The sequence below is a fragment of the Blautia sp. AM29-29 genome (assembly GCF_003480555.1).
GTDB lineage: Bacteria > Bacillota > Clostridia > Lachnospirales > Lachnospiraceae > Fusicatenibacter > Fusicatenibacter saccharivorans.
Window position 1 is genome coordinate 44,464 of the sequence record NZ_QUJD01000002.1, and the last position, 20,034, is coordinate 64,497.

Annotated in this window: 14 protein-coding genes; 5 read left to right on the top strand and 9 right to left on the bottom strand. The window is 50.3% G+C overall.

Going from position 1 to position 20,034, the window contains the following annotated elements; genetic code table 11:
* Nucleotides 1-110: 110 nt before the first annotated feature.
* Both thiD and thiC read left to right on the top strand, forming a co-directional pair.
* Nucleotides 111-890: a bifunctional hydroxymethylpyrimidine kinase/phosphomethylpyrimidine kinase gene (thiD, locus tag DW769_RS01915; RefSeq protein ID WP_117509752.1), complete on the top strand. Its 780-nt coding sequence runs from the start codon at nucleotides 111-113 to the stop codon at nucleotides 888-890.
* A 25-nt stretch (nucleotides 891-915) separates the two neighbouring features.
* Nucleotides 916-2,223 (top strand): phosphomethylpyrimidine synthase ThiC, encoded by a 1,308-nt coding sequence (gene thiC, locus DW769_RS01920; protein WP_022461338.1) that lies wholly within the window; start codon nucleotides 916-918, stop codon nucleotides 2,221-2,223.
* 86 nt (nucleotides 2,224-2,309) lie between these two features.
* On the opposite strand, the gene glpK is transcribed toward thiC, so the two are convergent.
* The 4 genes from glpK to DW769_RS01940 form a co-directional block, all read right to left on the bottom strand.
* Nucleotides 2,310-3,800, bottom strand: coding sequence for a glycerol kinase GlpK (glpK, locus tag DW769_RS01925; RefSeq protein WP_117509629.1), 1,491 nt, complete (start codon nucleotides 3,798-3,800; stop codon nucleotides 2,310-2,312).
* Nucleotides 3,801-3,937: 137 nt separating this feature from the next.
* The gene (locus DW769_RS01930) at nucleotides 3,938-6,325 is read right to left on the bottom strand and encodes a glycoside hydrolase family 31 protein (protein WP_117509630.1); all 2,388 of its coding nucleotides are present in this window, start codon (nucleotides 6,323-6,325) and stop codon (nucleotides 3,938-3,940) included.
* A gap of 100 nt (nucleotides 6,326-6,425) precedes the next feature.
* Nucleotides 6,426-8,096 carry a glycoside hydrolase family 13 protein gene (locus DW769_RS01935; protein ID WP_117509631.1) on the bottom strand — a complete coding sequence of 557 codons (1,671 nt, stop codon included), beginning with the start codon at nucleotides 8,094-8,096 and terminating at the stop codon, nucleotides 6,426-6,428.
* 154 nt (nucleotides 8,097-8,250) lie between these two features.
* Nucleotides 8,251-9,267 (bottom strand): LacI family DNA-binding transcriptional regulator, encoded by a 1,017-nt coding sequence (locus DW769_RS01940; RefSeq protein WP_117509632.1) that lies wholly within the window; start codon nucleotides 9,265-9,267, stop codon nucleotides 8,251-8,253.
* A 241-nt stretch (nucleotides 9,268-9,508) separates the two neighbouring features.
* Here DW769_RS01940 and DW769_RS01945 point away from each other — a divergent pair, with 241 nt between their 5' ends.
* Nucleotides 9,509-11,143 carry an InlB B-repeat-containing protein gene (locus DW769_RS01945; protein ID WP_117509633.1) on the top strand — a complete coding sequence of 545 codons (1,635 nt, stop codon included), beginning with the start codon at nucleotides 9,509-9,511 and terminating at the stop codon, nucleotides 11,141-11,143.
* Between the two features lie 123 nt (nucleotides 11,144-11,266).
* Here DW769_RS01945 and DW769_RS01950 read toward each other — a convergent pair whose 3' ends face one another.
* The gene (locus DW769_RS01950) at nucleotides 11,267-11,569 is read right to left on the bottom strand and encodes a Dabb family protein (protein ID WP_022462610.1); all 303 of its coding nucleotides are present in this window, start codon (nucleotides 11,567-11,569) and stop codon (nucleotides 11,267-11,269) included.
* A 69-nt stretch (nucleotides 11,570-11,638) separates the two neighbouring features.
* Nucleotides 11,639-12,385, bottom strand: coding sequence for an RNA polymerase sigma factor region1.1 domain-containing protein (locus DW769_RS01955; protein ID WP_147326102.1), 747 nt, complete (start codon nucleotides 12,383-12,385; stop codon nucleotides 11,639-11,641).
* A gap of 140 nt (nucleotides 12,386-12,525) precedes the next feature.
* Between DW769_RS01955 and DW769_RS01960 the strand changes: the two genes are divergently transcribed.
* Nucleotides 12,526-13,155, top strand: coding sequence for an HdeD family acid-resistance protein (locus tag DW769_RS01960; protein WP_022462612.1), 630 nt, complete (start codon nucleotides 12,526-12,528; stop codon nucleotides 13,153-13,155).
* A gap of 110 nt (nucleotides 13,156-13,265) precedes the next feature.
* Here the strand turns inward: DW769_RS01960 and DW769_RS01965 are convergent, their stop codons facing one another.
* The 3 genes from DW769_RS01965 to DW769_RS01975 form a co-directional block, all read right to left on the bottom strand.
* Nucleotides 13,266-16,067 (bottom strand): glycoside hydrolase family 3 protein, encoded by a 2,802-nt coding sequence (locus DW769_RS01965; protein WP_117509635.1) that lies wholly within the window; start codon nucleotides 16,065-16,067, stop codon nucleotides 13,266-13,268.
* Between the two features lie 175 nt (nucleotides 16,068-16,242).
* Nucleotides 16,243-17,601 carry a sodium-dependent transporter gene (locus DW769_RS01970; RefSeq protein ID WP_055226948.1) on the bottom strand — a complete coding sequence of 453 codons (1,359 nt, stop codon included), beginning with the start codon at nucleotides 17,599-17,601 and terminating at the stop codon, nucleotides 16,243-16,245.
* Nucleotides 17,602-17,678: 77 nt separating this feature from the next.
* Entirely contained in the window at nucleotides 17,679-18,536 is an 858-nt protein-coding gene (locus tag DW769_RS01975; RefSeq protein ID WP_117509636.1) for an AraC family transcriptional regulator, read from the bottom strand.
* Between the two features lie 111 nt (nucleotides 18,537-18,647).
* On the opposite strand from DW769_RS01975, the gene DW769_RS01980 reads away from it, so the two are divergent.
* Entirely contained in the window at nucleotides 18,648-19,952 is a 1,305-nt protein-coding gene (locus tag DW769_RS01980) for a glycoside hydrolase family 27 protein (protein ID WP_117509637.1), read from the top strand.
* The last annotated feature ends 82 nt before the right edge of the window (nucleotides 19,953-20,034 follow it).

Below are 20,034 nucleotides of genomic sequence, written 5' to 3' on the forward strand. Positions count from 1 at the left end.
CGTAACCATTCATCCTCACACCAGGCGGCAGACTGGGGGCACCACTTTCTTTGTCGCCTGTCCAAAAAGAAAAGTAATGCAAAGGAGTAATTCTCATGGACGCGAAAAACATGAAAACAGCATTAACAATCGCGGGAAGTGATTCCAGCGGAGGCGCCGGCATTCAGGCAGACATCAAAACCATGATCACAAACGGAGTTTACGCCATGTCGGCAATTACCGCACTCACCGCCCAGAACACCACCGGAGTTTCCGGTATTTTCGATGTAACACCGGAGTTTCTGGCCGCACAGCTTGACGCCGTCTTTACGGACATCTTCCCGGACGCCGTCAAAATCGGTATGGTATCCTCCCCGGCACTGATCGAAGTCATCTCCGAACGGCTTCGCTTCTACCAGGCCAAACACATCGTTGTGGACCCGGTCCTCGTCGCTACAAGCGGCTCCGCGCTCGCTTCGGGCGGCGTGCCTGACCTGATGAAAAAACTGCTCTTTCCTCTGGCCGAAGTCATCACACCGAATATCCCAGAGGGAGAAGTTCTCTCCGGCATCAAAATCCAGTCGGAAAGTGATATGGAACGCGCCGCAAAAGAGATCGGGGATTCCTGCGGCTGTGCCGTTCTGTTAAAGGGCGGCCACAGTATCAATGATGCCAACGATCTTTTATATCACAACGGCACATTTACCTGGTTCACCGGAAAACGCATCGACAATCCGAACACACACGGCACCGGCTGTACACTCTCCAGCGCCATCGCATCGGGGCTCGCAAAGGGGCTTTCCCTTCCGGATGCCATTTCCGCCGCAAAAGAGTATATTTCGGGCGCACTCGCGAGCATGATGGATCTCGGCCACGCCTCGGGACCGCTGAACCACGCTTACCGGATCTGATTTTGAAAATAAAGGAGAACAACAGATGGAACGCAATTACGCAACACAGATGGACGCCGCACGCCGCGGCATTGTAACACCGGAGCTGAAAAAAGTCGCAGAAAAAGAGTATATGGCCGTGGAAGACCTGATGCCGCTCGTTGCCAGCGGAAAGGTTGCCATTCCGGCCAATAAGCTGCACACCTGCATCGATCCGGAGGGCATCGGCTCGATGCTGCGCACGAAAATCAATGTAAATCTCGGTGTTTCGAAAGACTGTAAAGATTACGATGTGGAGATGCAGAAGGTACTCTCCGCGGTCAATATGGGCGCAGAAGCCATCATGGACCTGTCGAGCCACGGCAATACGCAGCCGTTCCGGCGGAAACTGACCTCCGAATGTCCGGCCATGATCGGCACCGTGCCGGTATATGACAGTGTGATCCATTACCAGAGAGACCTGGATACGCTGACCGCCAAAGATTTTATTGACGTCATCCGCCTCCATGCCGAGGACGGTGTCGATTTCGTCACCCTGCACTGCGGCATCACCAGAAAAACCATCGATCAGATCCGCAAACACAAACGGAAAATGAATATCGTTTCCCGCGGCGGCTCCCTCGTGTTCGCCTGGATGTGCATGACCGGCGAGGAGAATCCGTTCTACGAGTATTACGATGAGATTCTCGATATCTGCCGTGAATACGATGTGACCATTTCTCTCGGCGACGCCTGCCGTCCTGGCTGCCTTGCCGACGCAACGGATGTCTGCCAGATTGAGGAGCTGGTGCGCCTCGGCGAACTCACCAAACGTGCCTGGGAAAAAGACGTTCAGGTTATGGTTGAGGGACCGGGCCACGTTCCGATGGATCAGATTGCGGCCAATATGAAAGTACAGCAGACCATCTGCATGGGCGCTCCGTTCTATGTCCTCGGCCCTCTTGTGACCGATATTGCACCGGGCTACGACCACATCACCGCTGCCATCGGAGGCGCGATTGCGGCCATGAACGGCGCTGCTTTCCTGTGCTACGTAACGCCGGCAGAGCATCTGGCTCTTCCGAACCTGGATGATGTAAAACAGGGCATCATCGCAAGCAAAATCGCCGCACACGCTGCCGACATTGCCAAAGGCGTGCCGCATGCGCGTGATATTGACGACAAGATGGGAGACGCCCGCCGCGTGCTCGACTGGGAAGCACAGTGGGACTGTGCACTGGACCCGGAGACCGCAAAAGCCATCCGCGCCGACCGCTCGCCGGAACAGGAAGATACCTGCTCGATGTGCGGTAAATTCTGTGCCGTGCGAAGCATGAACAAAGCTTTAAACGGCGAACATATCGACATTCTTTAACGTCAGTAGACAAGAAGTCACAGTACGCGAAAAGGAACGGTTTTCATTACGAAACCGTTCCTTTTCTGCATTTCCAAAATCTTTTTCTATTTTGCCCATCCTTCGGCGTAACGGACTGCTTTGTGCCATCCGTTCATCTTCTCATCGCGCTCCTCTTTCGAGAGCTCCGGCTCAAACGTACGGTCAATGGCTCCGTTCTGTTTTACCGTCTCCTGATCCGGCCAGTAGCCGACGGCGAGTCCCGCAAGATAAGCTGCTCCCATCGCGGTCGTCTCGATGCAGTACGGCCGCTCCACCGGCGCCTGGCTGATGTCCGCCTGGCACTGCATCAGGAAGTTGTTGGCGCTTGCTCCGCCGTCCACACGCAGCGCAGAGAGCTTCATGCCGGAATCTGCCTCCATCGCTTTTAAGACATCATCCACCTGATACGTGATCGACTCCAGCGTTGCGCGGATCACATGGTATTTGTTGACGCCGCGGGTCAGGCCGAGAATGGTTCCTCTCGCATACTGATCCCAGTACGGTGCGCCAAGGCCGGTAAACGCCGGCACGACGTAGCAGCCGTTCGTGTCGTTCACCTTCTGCGCCATGTACTCGGAATCCGCCGAGGACTCGATCAGCTTCATCTCATCGCGCAGCCACTGGATTGCGGCTCCGCCGACGAAAATGGATCCCTCGAGCGCATACGTAATCTTGTCCCCGATGCCCCATGCAATCGTGGTAACAAGACCGTGTGTCGAAGAAACCGGCTTTTCTCCCGTGTTCATCAGCAGGAAGCAGCCTGTTCCGTATGTATTTTTCGCTTCGCCCGGCGCATAGCAGGTCTGGCCGAACAGCGCCGCCTGCTGGTCTCCCGCTGCTCCCGCAATCGGAATCGGGCCGCCGAAATATGTGGATGCCGTCTCCCCGTAGACACAGCTCGACGGGCGGACTTCCGGCAGCATACAGAGCGGAATGTTCAGCTCTTTTAAGATATCCTCATCCCATTTCAGGGTATGGATATTGAACAGCATTGTACGGGACGCGTTGGTGTAATCGGTGACATGTATCTTTCCCTTTGTCATCTTCCAGATCAGCCACGTCTCCACTGTTCCGAAATAGAGATCGCCTCGCTCCGCCCGCTCGCGCACGCCCGGAACTTCATCTAGAATCCATTTCAGCTTCGTGGCTGAAAAATACGCATCGATCACAAGACCTGTTTTCTCCCGGAAACGGTCAACCAGTCCGCGCTCCATCAGGGAATCGCAGTATTCCGATGTTCTGCGGCACTGCCATACAATTGCATTGTAGACCGGCTCTCCCGTCTTTTTGTCCCAGACGATCGTCGTCTCTCTCTGGTTTGTAATGCCGATTGCCGCGATATCCTCGTAGGACGCGCCCGCTTTCTGCATTGCCTCCACGGCTACACCGAGCATCGTGGACCAGATTTCATTGGCATCGTGCTCCACCCAGCCCGGTTTCGGGAAACGCTGGGTAAACTCCTTCTGCGCAAGGCTTACGATCTGTCCTTTCTGATCAAACAGAATACAGCGGTTGCTCGTTGTGCCGGCATCAAGTGCCATGATGTATTTTCCCACGTTTAAAAATCCTCCTGTCTCACATTTCAAGAAGAGAGCCTGACAGAATCCACTGCCACGCTCTCTTCCTTTTCTTTGTATGTATCGTATCACAGAATTCTTTTTCTGTAAATCAAATCGTGTTTTTCTGCAGCAATTTATGCCGTAATGATCTCCAGCAGCGCACCGCGCAGATCATTTGAAAGTTCCATGCTCTGCAGCTCTGCAGCCAGAATTGCTACCTTTCCGTCTGCTTTGCGAAGAAGATTTGCGATCTGCTCTTTGGTGATGTAGCTGATTTCGGCGTGCAGCAGCAGATCCATCGCACGTGTCATGACATCGTTCTTTGCAATCTCCGTATCTTCCGGCAGACAGATTGTCACGGTATCCTGCGGTTTTACATCTGTTACCGCGATCGTAAGAAGTCCGTCTTTCTCTTTGACTTCTGCATCCGCTTCCACGCCGTTTACAAAGACCTTCGCTTCTTTTGCCGTACTTCCGCCGAATTCTACGCAGTACATTCTGCTTTCCGGAACGAAGCTCTGATTGCCTTCAACCGGTGCAATCGTAAATTTCCGCGCACCCCAGTCGAGCGTCATCGATGTTTTTGCACAGTCATCCTTCTCATATGCCATGGTAGTATTGTCATCCTCGTACAGGACAAATGTATTGTCCGCGCCCGCGTAAACGCGTACCGTCAGCTCATCCGGGTTGGATTCTACATCCAGCGCACTGATCTTCTCTGTCATCGGGATAATCGCACCTGCTTTCGCAAGAACCGGGATCTCCTCGAGCGTACGGTACAGATCCATACTTCTGCCGCCCTCGTAAATCATTCCGTTGAAGAAATCAAACCACGTACCTTCCGGCAGCCACACCTTTGTTTTTGCACGCTTCAGCTCCGGAATGCATTTCGTTGTCACCGGTGTTACCATCAGCTCGCTTCCGAAGAAGTACTGATTCGGTGCCTGATTTTTGCCCCAGAAAACCGTCTCCGGGTAATCATAATACATCGGAACAACGATCGGTGTGTCCTCTTTCCATGCACGGTAGTTCATCGTATACAGATACGGCACCAGTTTATGACGCAGACGGAGGAAATCATCCATTGTGCTGCGCACTTCCATACTGAAGTTCCAAGGCTCTTTTCCACTGAAGGCACTGTTAGAGCTGTGCAGACGGTTGATCGGAGAAAAGACTCCGTACTGATACCATCTTGCTTCAAGCTCATCGTCACGGTAGCCAAGCATATGGCCGCCGATATCATGACTCCACCATCCGTAGCCGATGTTGGAGGCTGTGCTGGTAAAGTATGGCTGGAAATCCAGGGATTCCCAGGTGATGTGGGTGTCTCCGGAAAATCCGACCGGATAGCGGTGGGAGCCCGGTCCTGCATAGCGGGAGAAGGTCATCGGACGTTTTCCGTCTCTTCCACTGTCAAGAAAATGATAGTGATTCAGCATCCACAGCGGATCAAGACCCTCGATCTTGGTACTTTGTCCCTGCTGCCAGTCAATCCACCAGAAATCGACGCCCTCTTTTTCCATCGGATGATGAACTTTTTCAAAATATACATCAACAAATTTCGGATCCGCAATGTCAAAATTGACCGGCTCTTCTTTTTTTGCATCCACTCCCATAGCCTCTGCTACTTCCGGATAGCAGTCCTCATACGCACGAATTCCGTCTGCCGGATGGACATTCAGTGTTGTCTTCATGCCGCGTGCATGGAGTTTTCCAAGAAAACGCTCCGGATCCGGGAAGAGTTTTTTATTCCAGCTGTAGCCGGTCCAGCCGCTGCCGTATTTCGGATCCACATCGTCTACACGGTGCCAGTCCATATCGATAACAGCAACCGAGAAGGGAACGTTCTCTTTGTCAAAGTCTTCCATCAGTTTCATATAGGATGTTTCACTGTAACGCCAGTAACGGCTCCACCAGTTTCCAAGCGCAAACCTCGGAAGCATCGGTGTCTTGCCACAAAGGTGGTAGAAATCCTTTAATGCCAAACGGAAATTCCAGCCATAGCCGAAGAAGTACAGATCCTGCACTCCTTTCTTTCTCGGGGTCACCCAACCGTCCTCTGTCATCAGAAGCGACTTCGAATCATCCAGAACAGCGGAACCAAACCAGGACATGATACCAGGTTCCAGTTCGCATGCTCCGTTGACCTGATCAAGCGTACGGGCCGTTCCTCCAAGATCCTGTGTCGGATCTCCGTAATGCCATGCCGGTACAGAACTGATGCCGACTGCCGTTGTTTTGCAGGAAAGTCCGTTTGCAGAGAATGCCTTTTTGTTGTAATTCAGCTGCAGATACTTTGTACGCAGCTCCAGCTCATCGCCTGTGTCTTTGACGGAAAATTCCACTGCTGGAAAATCACGGTTTACAACCGTCTGGGATGCCGCATCGATAAATTCACCGTCCTCACTGTATTCCAGCCGAAGAAGATGCTCCGTCAGCACCGTGATACGATATTTATCGCCCTTTACTACATTCTTCGGATCTGCAAGCGGATGTGTCTCCATTTTCAGATATGATTTCATGTTTTATTTTCCCCTTTCTTACTCTTACCGGTTTTTGCCGTATTTTGAGAACGGGAACCTGTGGCAAAAATCCGTTCTGCCACAGGTTCCTCTGCATTTTTTATTTGGTTTCCAGAACAACTGCCTCATACGCACGCAGTTTTCGTGTCCCTGCTGCCGCGCCGTCCTGCGGATAGTTGCTGATCAGTACCTCTGCTCCTGCAAAGGTTTCCGGAACCGTGTACTCCTGCTCCTCTTTTGTAAAATTGCACATCACGAGGAGTTTCTGATCGCCTAAGGTTCTGGTATATACATACAGTGCCTCGTCTTCCGGATCGAGCAGCTCGTACGTTCCGTAAACCATGATATCCTTCTCTTTCCGGAGATGAATCAGTTTCTTGTAATAATTGTATACAGAATCCGGATCCGCCATCTCATTTTTTGCATTGACGGTCTCGTAATCCGGTCCGACTTTGATCCACGGGGTTCCTGTGGTAAATCCTGCCGAAGCGGTATCATCCCACTGCATCGGAGTTCTTGCATTGTCTCTTCCGCGCAGGTTCAGGTAGCGCATCATATCGTCCGGCGCTACTTTTCCGGCTCCGGTCAGCTCGTGAAACGCGTTGATGCTCTCAATATCGCGGAATTCGGACAGATCGTGGAACGGAACGTTCTTCATGCCGAGCTCATCGCCCTGGTATACGTACGGGGTACCCTGCATCATATGAAGGCAGGTAGCCAGCATTTTGGCGCTTACCACACGGTATTCCGGTGAATCATCGCCGAAACGGGACAGGCAGCGCGGCTGGTCGTGGTTTCCAAGGAAGAGGCTGTTCCATGCCTTGCCCTCAAGCTCCGTCTGCCATGCTGTCATGACGCGTTTGAAATCTTTGAGCGGTACGCGTTTGTCCGTCCATTTGCCGTATTTTCCGCTTGCCAGCTCAACCAGCTCGAACTGGAATACCATGCTGAGCTCTTTGCCGTCTGCGGATGCATATTTTTCTGCCTCCTCGATCGTGACACCGGCACACTCACCGACCGTCATCAGATCATATTTGGAAAGGACTTCCTTGTTCATCTCCTGCAGATACTCATGAACATGCGGTCCGTTTACGCAGCCGGAGTCACCGTAGAGTCCGCCTTCCGGAATCTTTCCATCCGGCAGTCCTTCCGGTTTGGAGATCATGCTGATGACATCCATACGGAAGCCGTCGATGCCTTTCTCGCACCACCAGTTCATCATATCGAAAACTTCTTTTCTTACGGTCGGGTTTTCCCAGTTCAGGTCAGGCTGCTTCGTGGAAAACAGATGCAGGTAATACATCTCGGTCTGCGGATCGTATTTCCATGCGGAGCCGGAGAAGCAGCTTCCCCAGTTGTTTGGCTCTTTTCCCTCTTTTGCATCACGCCAGATATAATAATCGCGGTATGGATTGTCTTTCGATTTGCGGCTCTCCACGAACCATTTGTGTTCATCTGAAGTATGATTGACAACAAGGTCCATGACCAGCTTGATGCCTCTTTTATGCATCTCCGAAAGCATGCGGTCAAAATCCTCCATTGTTCCGAATTCCTGCATGATTGCCTGGTAATCGCTGATATCGTATCCATTGTCATCGTTTGGTGACTGGTACACCGGAGACAGCCAGATAACATCCACGCCAAGATCCTTCAGATAATCCAGACGGGATGTGATACCATTTAAATCGCCGATACCGTCTCCGTTGCTGTCCATGAAGCTGCGTGGATAAATCTGATACACTACGGCTTCTTTCCACCATTTTTTGTCCATTTTTTTACCTCCTTTATTTCATCCCCAGAACGTGTCTGGTTCTTTGATTCTGTCGTTTGCAAGCACAGTTTACCATACTTCACGGTGATTTTTCAATAGTTTTGCGTAAAACCAGCAGTTTCTACAAGAGTTTTTCTGTGATTTTGGTAACTATTTACTTCGTCAGATCTCTTACCGACTCCCGTTCCACCAGTGTTGTCGGCAATGGCGGAATATCTTTTTGTACCGGTTCATCCTGGATCAGGTGCATCAGTACCTCTACGGCACGGCGTGCTTTTCCATCCACCATCTGATGTACGGTAGTCAGCTTCGGCCGCGCAAGTGTCGCATAGGTAACATCATCAAAGCCCGCAATTGAAATTTCCTCTGGAACCTTTATTCCCCTGTTCTGCAGAAAGTTGGATGCTTCAAGTGCATAGTAATCCGATGAAAAAAAGAGCGCTGTCTGTTTTTTGAAGAACGGAAGCATCTCCTCATATGCCTTCTCTCTCTGCTCCGGATTCCACGGGATCACAATATGGCGGCTCTCAATGTCCTCAATTCCCGCCTCCTCCATCGCCTGACGCACACCGAGCCACCGATAGTGGTCAACCCCGAGATCGCAGTCGGATAAAAAGAGAAATTTTTTATGTCCCTTTCCAATCAGGTACTGACTCATCTGGTACGCACCGCCGCGGTCATCCATCGTAATGGAGCGGACTCCAAGTTCCGGCGGGAGATACTGATCAATGGTTACCAGCGGTTTTCCGAGACGTTCCGAGAGTTCTGCAATCTCCTTTTCCTTCAGAGCCATTGCAATCATGCCATCAAAATTCCAGCCGAGCGCCTGCTGCATAAGATCGTCCTGCTCATGGCGCGCAACCAGCATCATATAATAGCCGTGTTCCCGGATCTGATATTCCAGGTTTCCAAGCATTGCCGACACAAAGGGATCCTCAAAGGACGATGCATTTCCTTTCTTCATGAAACCAAGCGCCACACCAATAAGACCGGAGCTGTTGTTCGCCAGCATGCGCGCGCTGATACTCGGCACGTACTCCATCTCCTTTAAAATCCGGTTGATTTTCTCGACCGTCGCCTTTGAGACGCGCCCTGTCTTTCCGTGTATTACATTCGAAACCGTCGTCGGGCTGACTCCTGCGCGGTCTGCAATATCTTTGATTCTAATCATCGGTTCTCTGCCTTTCCTTTTTCTTCACAATTTTCTGAATTCTGTTATGTTTATTTTACCAGGACGGTAAAATGTTTACAACTACTTTGCATCGGCAAACACTACAAAATTATTACATTTTCTTAAACGATATGTAAGAAAATCTCCATCCCTCCTTCATTTACTTTCCGCCGGTTCCGTGGTAAGATAGGATGACAGAAAAAGTTCACCTTTTTTCTGTAAGAAAGGACCTACACATCATATGCGGCTTGCATTTACAAATTTTTCGATAAAATCTCCCACCGGCAAGAAATCCGGCCGGTTTTTTCTTGCCCTTTTTCTGGGCATTTTTCTCTTCCTCGCTCATCCCATGCTCTGTCAGGCTGGTTTTGCCTCCAGTACGCCGTTTACCGGCGCCTCCTGGGAATTGGTCGGGGAATATCCGATTCTCGGCAGCAACGGCGCGGTGCAGTCCGTCTGTGCGACGGAAGATTATATCATCTGCATCGAAAATTTTAATGATCTGACGACAGAGCCGGACGTAGTCTCTGCCTACTATAAAAATGATACAGACGCAGACGGAAATCCCGTTACGCAGTATTCCCTCGCGCATCAGGTAAGGGACGCAGACTTTGCTCACGCAAACGGTATGGCATACAATCCCGTCACACATGAAATCCTCGTGAGCGGCTACAGCAGCCCGGATGCTTCCAATTACGGATGTATCTTCCGCCTCGACCCGGATACCCTGGAGCAAAAAGAGCGGATTCAGCTCTCGACGAGCTACAATATTCTCGGCATCGATTATCTTCCCTCTACGGGCGGCTATCTGATCCAGACCGATGCGGACGGCGGCTACGGCTTTAAACTTCTCGATGCCTCACTTCAGGTGGTGGATGACTGGGGCACGTATCCCTTCGATTTTTACATGGAAAATTTTCAGGATCTCTGTGTTTCCGGCGATCTCTTTTTTATTTTTCCACTGACGATGCATCTCGGAATCGGAAACTTTATCCAGACATACTCACTCTCGCAGAAAACACTGCTTGCGGACGACACGGTTGATTTTGGCTTTTCCGACGATATCACCATCGATGAACCAGAGGACCTCTGCGAGACAAATCCTGGGGAATTTATTGCGATTGTAAACGTAAAAAAGGCAGATGGTGGACGGTATGTGCAGTTCTACCGCACCCGGGTGCCGTATCTGTTCACGGTTTCCACTTCCGCGGCGGAGCATGGCTCGGTGTCCGAGGGCGGGGAAGTTTCCCGCGGAGAGGAAAAAACCGTTTCCTACACGGCAGACGAAGGCTTCCGGCTCGCGAAACTCTCGGTGGACGGCTTGTATCTGCCGGTGACGGAATATCCGGACAGCTACACATTTTCCGATATCCAGAAGGATCATACCCTTGCCGTAACGTTTGAACCGGTTCCGACGGCGACACCGACGCCGACTGCGACGCCGACCGAAACACCGGCCATAACCCAGACACCGGAACCGGCCGTTTCCAAAGCACCGGCATCATCCACGGTTTCCTTCTCATCTGTGGCTTCCCATTTCGCAGCGTTCTGGAAAAGCACTGTGCATGCCGCTTCCTGGTTCCGCCATCTTGCCTCGGCCGGTGCATCCCTTTTTGCCCGTATCCGGAAGGCAGATCCTGTTTTTCTGGCGATGCCGTTTGTCCTTCTCGTTCTGATTCTGCTCTTTGTCCTCCGCCTGCGGTATGTCCGCCGCATCCGGCGGGAGCGGTCGCGGAAAGCGCTGGAACGCAGAAGAAGAACGTACGAAGAACTGGTCAGAGAAATTACGGAAGATCCGAAGGACGAAGAGGTTTCCATCGATGAGCTGCTGCTTACAATTGACGAACTGCAGAAGGAAGAACAGAAAAACACTTAAATGAAACGTATTCACCAGATCAGGAATTGATCTTCTCGGCACAAAAAAAGTATCCCGTTCCTTTTGGGGAAGCGGGATACTTTTTTATTTACACGGGCAACGAGCTAAAGTCCGTATTTGTTTTTACTCTTCGTAATCGAGTGCCGCACGCTCCGTTGTGTACGGACGTACATAGGTGTCTGCTACTTTTACGTGCTCCGGATGTTTTGCATATACAGCTACATCCTCTGCTTTTTCCAGTGTTGTGACAAGTGCCATATCATGGGTGGAAGATGCAAGCGGTGCTTCTACAAAGTCAACCGTCAACAGTCCCGGCACTTTGCCGACCAGGCTTTTCAGGTTCTCTGCCATCGCTTTTTTCAGCTCCGGTTTCTTTGCATCCTCTACTTCCGGTTTGAATTTCCACATAACAATATGATGTACCATTGTATTTTTCTCCTTTGCTTTTGTTTTATTGCCAATTCACACAGTTTCTGTGCAAATACCAGCCTTTTGTTACGGCTCTTCGCCTGCAATCCGCAGAATATCCTCAATCTCTTCCACGGACATGTCAAGATACGCGGAAAGCTCTGCCACACTGAAATCCATGTCATCGCCGTCGGAGAGTTCCTCGATGGCGTCTTTTAAGCGGTTTACTTTATTGACTACAGTATTGTCCTTATGTTTCTGAACTCTGTGTTCTTCCATGAAATCGCTGATCGTCTCACGCACAGCCGCATCAATCGCCTGCTCCGCCGTCTCAGCTTTTACAACGGACTCCAGCGCTACTAAAAGTCCGACATTTCCCTCCTGCACCAGATCCATCAGGAAGAAATCGCGGGTGTGCATTTCTTTTGCGGTCTCAATAACTTTCGGAAGCCAGAGCTGCACGAGCATGCTCTTTGCAAGGGAATCGCCCTCTGCCGCTTTCCGGTAAAGCTCTGCCGTTTCTTCCTCCGACGGTGTTCCTGTCTCCGGCAGTTCGTCAAGATACTGCTGTAAGGCACGCAGCTCCTCCTCGGAAAACTCCGGTTTTTTCTTTTCTTTTTCGGTCTCCTCCGGCACGACGCCCGGCTCATAATCTGCCACATCGACCTGCTCCATCGTCAGATATTCGCAGACAAAGGTGACTTTCTGCTCATCCAGTGCAAAGTCTTCAAAAAAGTCTCTGACTTCTTTCATCGTTACTTTATTTTCATGGTCTCTGGCGTAGGACAGCAATTCGGAGAGCTTCTCCTGGAACTTTTTCTGTTCGTCCTGCATCTTTTTTACCCTCTCTTTCTTCCGTTTCACGATTCCATTTCTTCGTACATTTTTTTCAATTTGTCCATTGCTTTTTCTGCTTTGAAAAGCTACTATAAAAGCAAACGAAAAACCACATTCAAGTGGAAAGGAGAATCCTTATGAAACAATTTTTTCAGGATGTGAAAAACAGTTTCCTGCTTTCAGCCGCTGTCTCTATTATACTAGGTATCGTGCTGATCGTCTACCCCGTAAAAACGAGTTTGCTGATCTGTTATATCGCCGGAGCACTGCTCCTGTTTGGCGGCGTTGTTGCGTTGATCCGCTACATTGCAAGCCGCGGCGAGCCGTTTTTCTTCCGCTACGATCTGTTCGTTGCCCTGGTACTGATTCTGTTCGGCTGCTTCGTTATCTTTGAAAGTGACCTTGTAATCGCATTCATCCCGGTTGTCATCGGTATCATCCTTCTGGCAAACGGACTGCTCAGCATTCAGAAGGCGTTCAACCTCAAAAAAACAGGGCTGGAAAAATGGTGGCTTGAGTTCCTGCTGGCTCTTTTAACCAGCGTTCTCGGCATCATCATCTGTACCAATCCGTTTGATGCCGTTGCAACCACAAACATTTTCATCGGTATCTGCCTTGTCTACAGCGGCATTTCCGATCTTGTCACCACCTACTACATGGGCCGCGCAAAACGCCGGATCAAAAACGTCATCCAGACCGAGATCAACCAGCAGAAAATCCTGCACGATGACAATGTGATTGATGTGGATGAGGACGAGCTTCACTAAAAAACAGCTTCTTCCATAAAAATCTTCTTTCATACGAAAAACCGGAACCCGGCACCGCTTTCAAACAGCAGCTCCCGGGTTCCGGTTTTTCTCTGTATTTCTTTTTTTATTTATTCCTCGTGTTTGCTCAGTACTTCCATGCCTTCTCTTAACTTCAGGCGGATCTTTCCAAGCTCCAGACCATTTGCGCCGAAGTACAGCTTCAGGTAGTGGTTCGGGCCGAAGAAGAAGCCAAGGTCTCTCGTCTCTTTGATCCACTCACCTTTTGTTCCGCGGATGCTGATTATAGTTTTTACGATATTGTCGATGTACACGGTTACCGGCAGCTGTGCGAGGTCTTCCAGATCGGATTTCATCTCGATTTCGATATCGTACGTTCCCATCTTGTCAGCCAGAATCGTAACACCGCATACTTCACTGTTTCCTTTTTTCGTGTTCCATGCGGATGCGTCAATCACAACATCTCCCGTTGCCGGATCTGCCTCGTATGTTACAAGATCTGCTGCAACGAAATCGTTGTCGCCCATCTGCTCCTGTGCTTCTTTCTCTTCCTCGCTGATGCGGTCCAGGAACTGTAAGATGCTTGGAGTTCCAAGGATGAAATGCAGGACATTCATCGCATTTCTCTGCAGGTCGCCTCTTGTGATCTCGCCGTTTTCCAGTGCCTCTTTCACATCGTCCTGTCCCATATCGGAGCAGTCGGTGCATACCATGAAGACATCGTTTCCGGCAGATACCATCGGTGCATGGGTTGTTTTGGTTGCTTCATATCCCTCACGGTTTGACATTGCCCACCAGTCAGTCATAACGAAGCCGTCGTAGTTCCACTCGCCGCGCAGAATCGTGGTCAGAAGATCGTAATTTCCTGCAGTCCAGATGCCGTTGACCGGTCCGTAAGTGCTCATGATGGATCTTGCGCCGCCTTCTTTGACTGCGATTTCATATCCCTTCAGATAGATTTCACGCAGGGCACGCTCGGAAACAACGGCGTCCACATGATGTCGGTTGGACTCCTGGTTATTTGCACAGAAATGTTTGATGGTTCCGGTTACATCGGATTTTTCCATACCAAGAATCTGTACGGCACTGATCCATCCGGTCAGGTACGGATCCTCGGAGATATACTCAAAGTTACGGCCGTTCAGCGGGTTTCTGTGAATATTCATACCAGGTCCGAGCAAGGCATCGACACGGTTCTGTCTCATCTCGCGTCCTGCCATCTCGTACAGATCTTCTACCAGCGGAAGGTCAAACGTACAGCCAAGCAGGGTTCCGTTCGGCATGGAGAAGGCTCTCGTTCCGCAGTCAAAGCGGAGTCCGGACGGGCCGTCGGTACAGCAGGCTGCCGGAATACCGAATTCCTGCAGTTCCGGTGTCAGGCCGCCGAATGCTGCTGCGGTTCCCGGAGTAACCTTCGGGCTGCACATGCCCTCGCCGCGGAAGATGCAGATCAGATCTTCATCGGAAAGCTGTGCCACGAACTCTTCCATCGTTACTTTCTTATCCAGGACATCACCGAGCTTGTAGCCTTTGTCACCGGTATAGGTGATCGGCTCCATGCGGTTTTCTTTCATGCGCTCGATCGGATCTACGGTGCGCAGAGGAGCTGCCTCATATCCCGGTTTTAACGTTCCGTCTTCGCCCGGAACAGCTTTCATGCGCTCAAATGCTTCTACCGGAGCCATAGCCTCGGTCAGGATCTCAACCACTTTGAACGGCTGCTCGTATGCACCGGCAAAGGCTGCGCTTCTGACATCGCTTCCGACGTAGAACTCATAACTGCCCTCTTCGAGTACGTAGCAGGATTTGTGGCCGGTTGCACCGCTGTCATCGTAGGATGCAAAGCTCTCTTTGGTCACATCGATCGTCAGCGTCTCTTTTGCGCCTGGTGCAAGAACACCGGTCTTTGCAAAACCGACGAGTGCGCGGGATGGTTTTCCAAGAACACCCTGCGGAGCTTTTACATAAACCTGAACAACCTCTTTACCATCCGTTTTGCCGGTATTTTCAACGGTTGCCGTCACGGTTACATTGTCAACATCTTTCTCTTCTGCCTCTGCGGTCACGGCAAATGTCGTATAGGAAAGACCAAAACCGAACGGATACAATACTTTCTCTTTTGCAAAGGTCTCAAAGTAGCGGTATCCGACGTAGATATCCTCTTTGTACTCATTGCGGGTCAGATCGCCGAAGCAGCTTTGGGACGGATAGTCCTCGATATTCTCTGCAATCGTGTCGGTCAGCTTACCGCACGGATTGACTCTTCCCATCAGTACATCGGCAACACCGTTTCCGCCTTCCTGACCACCCTGCCATACATAGAGAACAGCTGCCGGATTGCACTCTTTCACCCATTTCATGTCGATAATGTTTCCGACGTTCAGCACAACGATTGTTCTTGCAAATGCTTTGCTGACTTTTTCTACCATCTCTTTTTCAGTATCGGTTAAGAGATAGCTGCCTGCCTCATTTTTGTTGTCCTGATCCTCACCTGCGGTACGGCCTACAACAACGATGGCTGCATCGGCGCCTTTTGCACTCTCCACGATCTCGTCGGTCAGCTCCATCTCTTTTTGGGACCACGGCACCTTGCCCCAGCCCTGTCCTTCGTCGTACGGATTTTTCTCGATCCATTTTTCGTATGTTCCAAGAAGATTCTCGTCGAGTGTAATGTCTTTTTCTTCTTTTAAGGCATCCAGAATACCGACAACGTATTTCGTATTGACAAGACCGCCGGAGCCAAGTCCGCTCTTATAATAGTGGAATGCAATTCTTCCGAAAACAGCCACTTTGTCTCCTTTTCGAAGCGGGAGTGCCTCATTTTCGTTTTTCAGAAGTACACAGCCTTCTGCCGCTGCCTGACGGGCCAGTGCTGCATATTTGTTGAAATCCAGTGGTGTAAATTTTCCCATTTTGTTCCCCTTTCTCCTGTATCCTTTCTGATCCGACAAGTGCCGGGACACCTGATACTTCCGGGTCCCGGCACCTGTTCTGGTCTCTTGTCTTTTATTATCTCGTATTCCTGGCTTTTTTTCCAGTTCTTTTCTTATCTTTTTTTCGTCTGATATTGACCTTTTTGTTCCTGTCTTATCCGATCAGTCCCTGGACAATTAATACCAGAAGCAGCAACGGCAGAATATAAGAAAGATAAACCCGTACCCAGTCCGGCACTTTCAGGCCCCCGCCCTTATTTGCCTCTGCCTGGTAGTTTTTGAAGCCCCAGCCCCATTTTGAAGTACAGAACAGAAGGTAAATCAGAGAGCCGACCGGCAGCAGAAGGTTGCTGACGATAAAGTCCTCAAGATCAAGAACGGTGCTTCCTGCGCCGAGCGGCTGGAATCCGGACCACACATTGTAGCCGAGTGCACACGGCAGGGATCCTAAGATCACCAGAATGCAGTTGATGATGGCTGACTGTTTTCTGGAAACGCCGAAAATCTCAGAAAAACAGCACATGATATTCTCAAATACAGCAATGATGGTAGACAGCGCCGCAAAGAACAGGAACAGGAAGAAGAAGCTTCCGAAAATCCGTCCGCCCTTCATCGAGGTGAAAATGTGCGGCAGCGTCATAAAGATCAGCTTCGGGCCGCTGTCCGGCTGTACGTTGTAGGAGAAGCACGCCGGGAAAATGATGAGGCCTGCGGTAATCGCTACAAACGTATCGAGCGCTGCAATGCTGACTGCCTCGCCGAGCAGGGATTTTCCGCCGTTTAAGTAGCTGCCGAAAATCAGCATCGCGCCGATACCAAGGCTCAGCGTAAAAAATGCCTGGCTCATCGCGTTTGTGATAATGTGGAACAGTCCCACCTGTTCGATCTGCTGCATATCCGGCACCAGATAGAATTTCAGTCCCTCTTTGGCACCCGGCATCGTAAAGCTGTAAACCGCAAGGAAAATCATGATGACCATCAGCACGATCATCATCACCTTTGTAACACGCTCCACGCCGTTCTGCAGACCCACCGAACAGATCAGAAAGCCTGCAATTGTAATAATCAGCATGGTAATGACAAGAATCGACGGAGATGAAAGCATCTCGTTGAATTTTCCGGTTACGGCGTCGCCTGTCAGGCCGCTGAATTTTCCGATTAAAAAGCTGTAGAAATAGTACAGCATCCAGCCTGCAACGACGGTGTAGAACATCATCAGCAGATAGTTTCCGATGAGGGCAACGTATCCGTGGATATGCCACTTCTGCCCTTTCTTTTCCAGTTCCCCATACGCGCGCACGGTACTCTTTTTGCTTCCTCTTCCGATGGCAAGCTCCATCGACAGAATCGGAACTCCCATGATGGCAAGGAACAGCAGGTAAAACAGCACGAAAATGCCGCCTCCGTTGTTTCCTACCATATACGGAAATTTCCATACATTTCCGATGCCGATGGCACATCCTGCCGAAAGCAGAAGAAAGCCAAGGCGCGATTGGAATGTTTCTCGTTCCATTTCTTTTTGTTCCTCCCTTTTTTCTTCCATACTCCCGGAATTTCTCCGCAAGTACATCTTCGTACAAAACCAAGACTTCAGACAGCACCGTTCTGCCGTTCTTTCCGGTATGCCGACGGCGAGATTCCCATATGGTGACGGAATACTTTTCCAAAATAGTTTCCACTGGAAAATCCGGTTTCTGCTGCAATCTCTTCCACACTCTTTCCGGTATTCAAGAGCAGCGTCATCGCTTTGCGAATTCTCGCTTCCTGAAGATACTGCATGGGAGAAACGCCTGTTTCCTCCCGGAAGCATCTCGTAAAATGGGCAAAGGAAACCCGGCTCTGTTCTGCCAGCTGTTCAATCCCCTGCACAGATGCGCAGTCGGTATCCATCTGCCGTATCGCTTCCCGAACAAAAAAATGTGTCTGCTTCCGCTCCGGACGCTGTACCTCCCGCAGAAGAGAACAAAAAAACTGATACAAAAACACACCGCATTCATACGGTTCCGACCGGTAACCGTTTTTCAGTTTTCGATGCATCTGCAGTGCAGTCCGAATTGGCTCGCTATCTGCATCCGCATAAAAAACATCTCCTGTTTTTTCAAACAGTCGTTCTGCCGCATAGGACACTGCACTTCCACGAAAATGAAAATACAGAAAAATCCATGGTTCTTCGGATTCCGGATGCAGATAATATCTGCTATTCTCCGGAATCTGACACAAAAATCCTCTCCCGGGACGCATTTCATACGTTTTTCCGTTTTTTTCAAACCATCCTGTTCCCGAAAGCGTATACTGCATCAGCCATCCGGAATATGTTCCGCGGTCTGTATTATGAAATGCATACGGTTCCTTCCATCTCTTTTCCACCCCGCCGTCCAGCAGCAAAAACGGAGCGTTCGGCCAGTGATCCAGATCCAGGATTCCATATACTCCGATCAGATCTTCCATCAAAAAATTACCTCTTTTATCCGGTTTGTCTTCTTGTTTTGCACTATGTCCTTTATTATACTTTTCTTATCAGAAAAAAACAAGCATTGCTTTAGAAAGGAGTTTTTTCTTATGCATCTGACAAACAAAAATACATGTGCACCAACCCCACCGATGGGCTGGAACAGCTACGATTACTATGATACAACCGTGGACGAGGCTGCGGTAAAGGCAAATGCCGACTATATGGCAAAGCACTTAAAAGCATATGGCTGGGAGTATATTGTAGTGGATATCCAGTGGTATGCAAAAAAGGCCGGTTCCATGCGCGACCGGTATCAGTATATTCCATTCTCTGAACTGGAAATGGACGAATACTCCCGTCTGCTGCCGGATCCCGAACGTTTTCCATCTTCTGCAGACGGTTCCGGCTTTAAACCACTTGCCGACTATGTACACAGTCTGGGGCTGAAATTCGGAATTCACATCATGCGCGGTATTCCGCGAATCGCTGCACATCATCACGGAAAGATCAAGAACAGTTCTCTTGGTGCTGAACACGTTGTCGATCCTACGGTCATCTGCGGCTGGAATCCGGATATGTACGGTGTACGCGATCTTCCGGAAGGACAGCTTTACTATGATTCCCTGCTGGAGCTCTACGCTTCCTGGGGTGTTGATTACATTAAATGCGATGATATCTGTAATACCAACATGCACAAAAATCCGTTTGCAGCTGCGCATGAGATCGAGATGCTCTCGAATGCCATCCAAAAATGCGGACGGCCGATCGTCCTCTCTCTGTCTCCGGGACCTGCGCTCATAGAGAAAGCATGGTTCTATGAAAAGCACGCGAATCTCTGGCGCATCACCGATGATTTCTGGGACAACTGGGCACAGTTAAAGGATATGTTCCAGCATTGCGAGCTCTGGCAGAGCCACGTCTCTGCCGGCTGTTATCCGGACTGTGATATGCTGCCGCTTGGCGAACTCGGAAAAGGTTTTGCTACAGAACATCATACGTATTTTACCCCGGATGAGCAGAAAACGATGATGACACTCTGGTGTCTCTTCGGCTCTCCACTGATGCTCGGTGCCGAAATGACGCTTCTCGATGACGATACACTGGCACTTCTTACGAACACGGATATTCTCGCGATGCTGCCTCCGTCCGTTCGTCCGCATCAGATCACGCGTACAGACAATGAAGCTGTGTGGTATGCAAAGGATGACACAACCGGAACAACCTACGTTGCACTTTTTAATCTTTCGGATGCACCGCAGACGGTTTCTTCCACACTTGCCGATGCAGACTGCCCACTGGAGTCTGTTGCGGCGAAAGAACTCTGGAGCGGTAAAGCACTTTCTTTAAACGGCGGTTTTTCTGCTTCTCTTGCTCCGCACGCCTGCAGCGTATGCCGTTTTGAAACACGATAAAACGATCATTTCTTAAGACAAGCAGCAAATCATGTCCTGCCCGGGACCAAAACAATGGTTTTTCCTCCGGGCAGGGCATTTT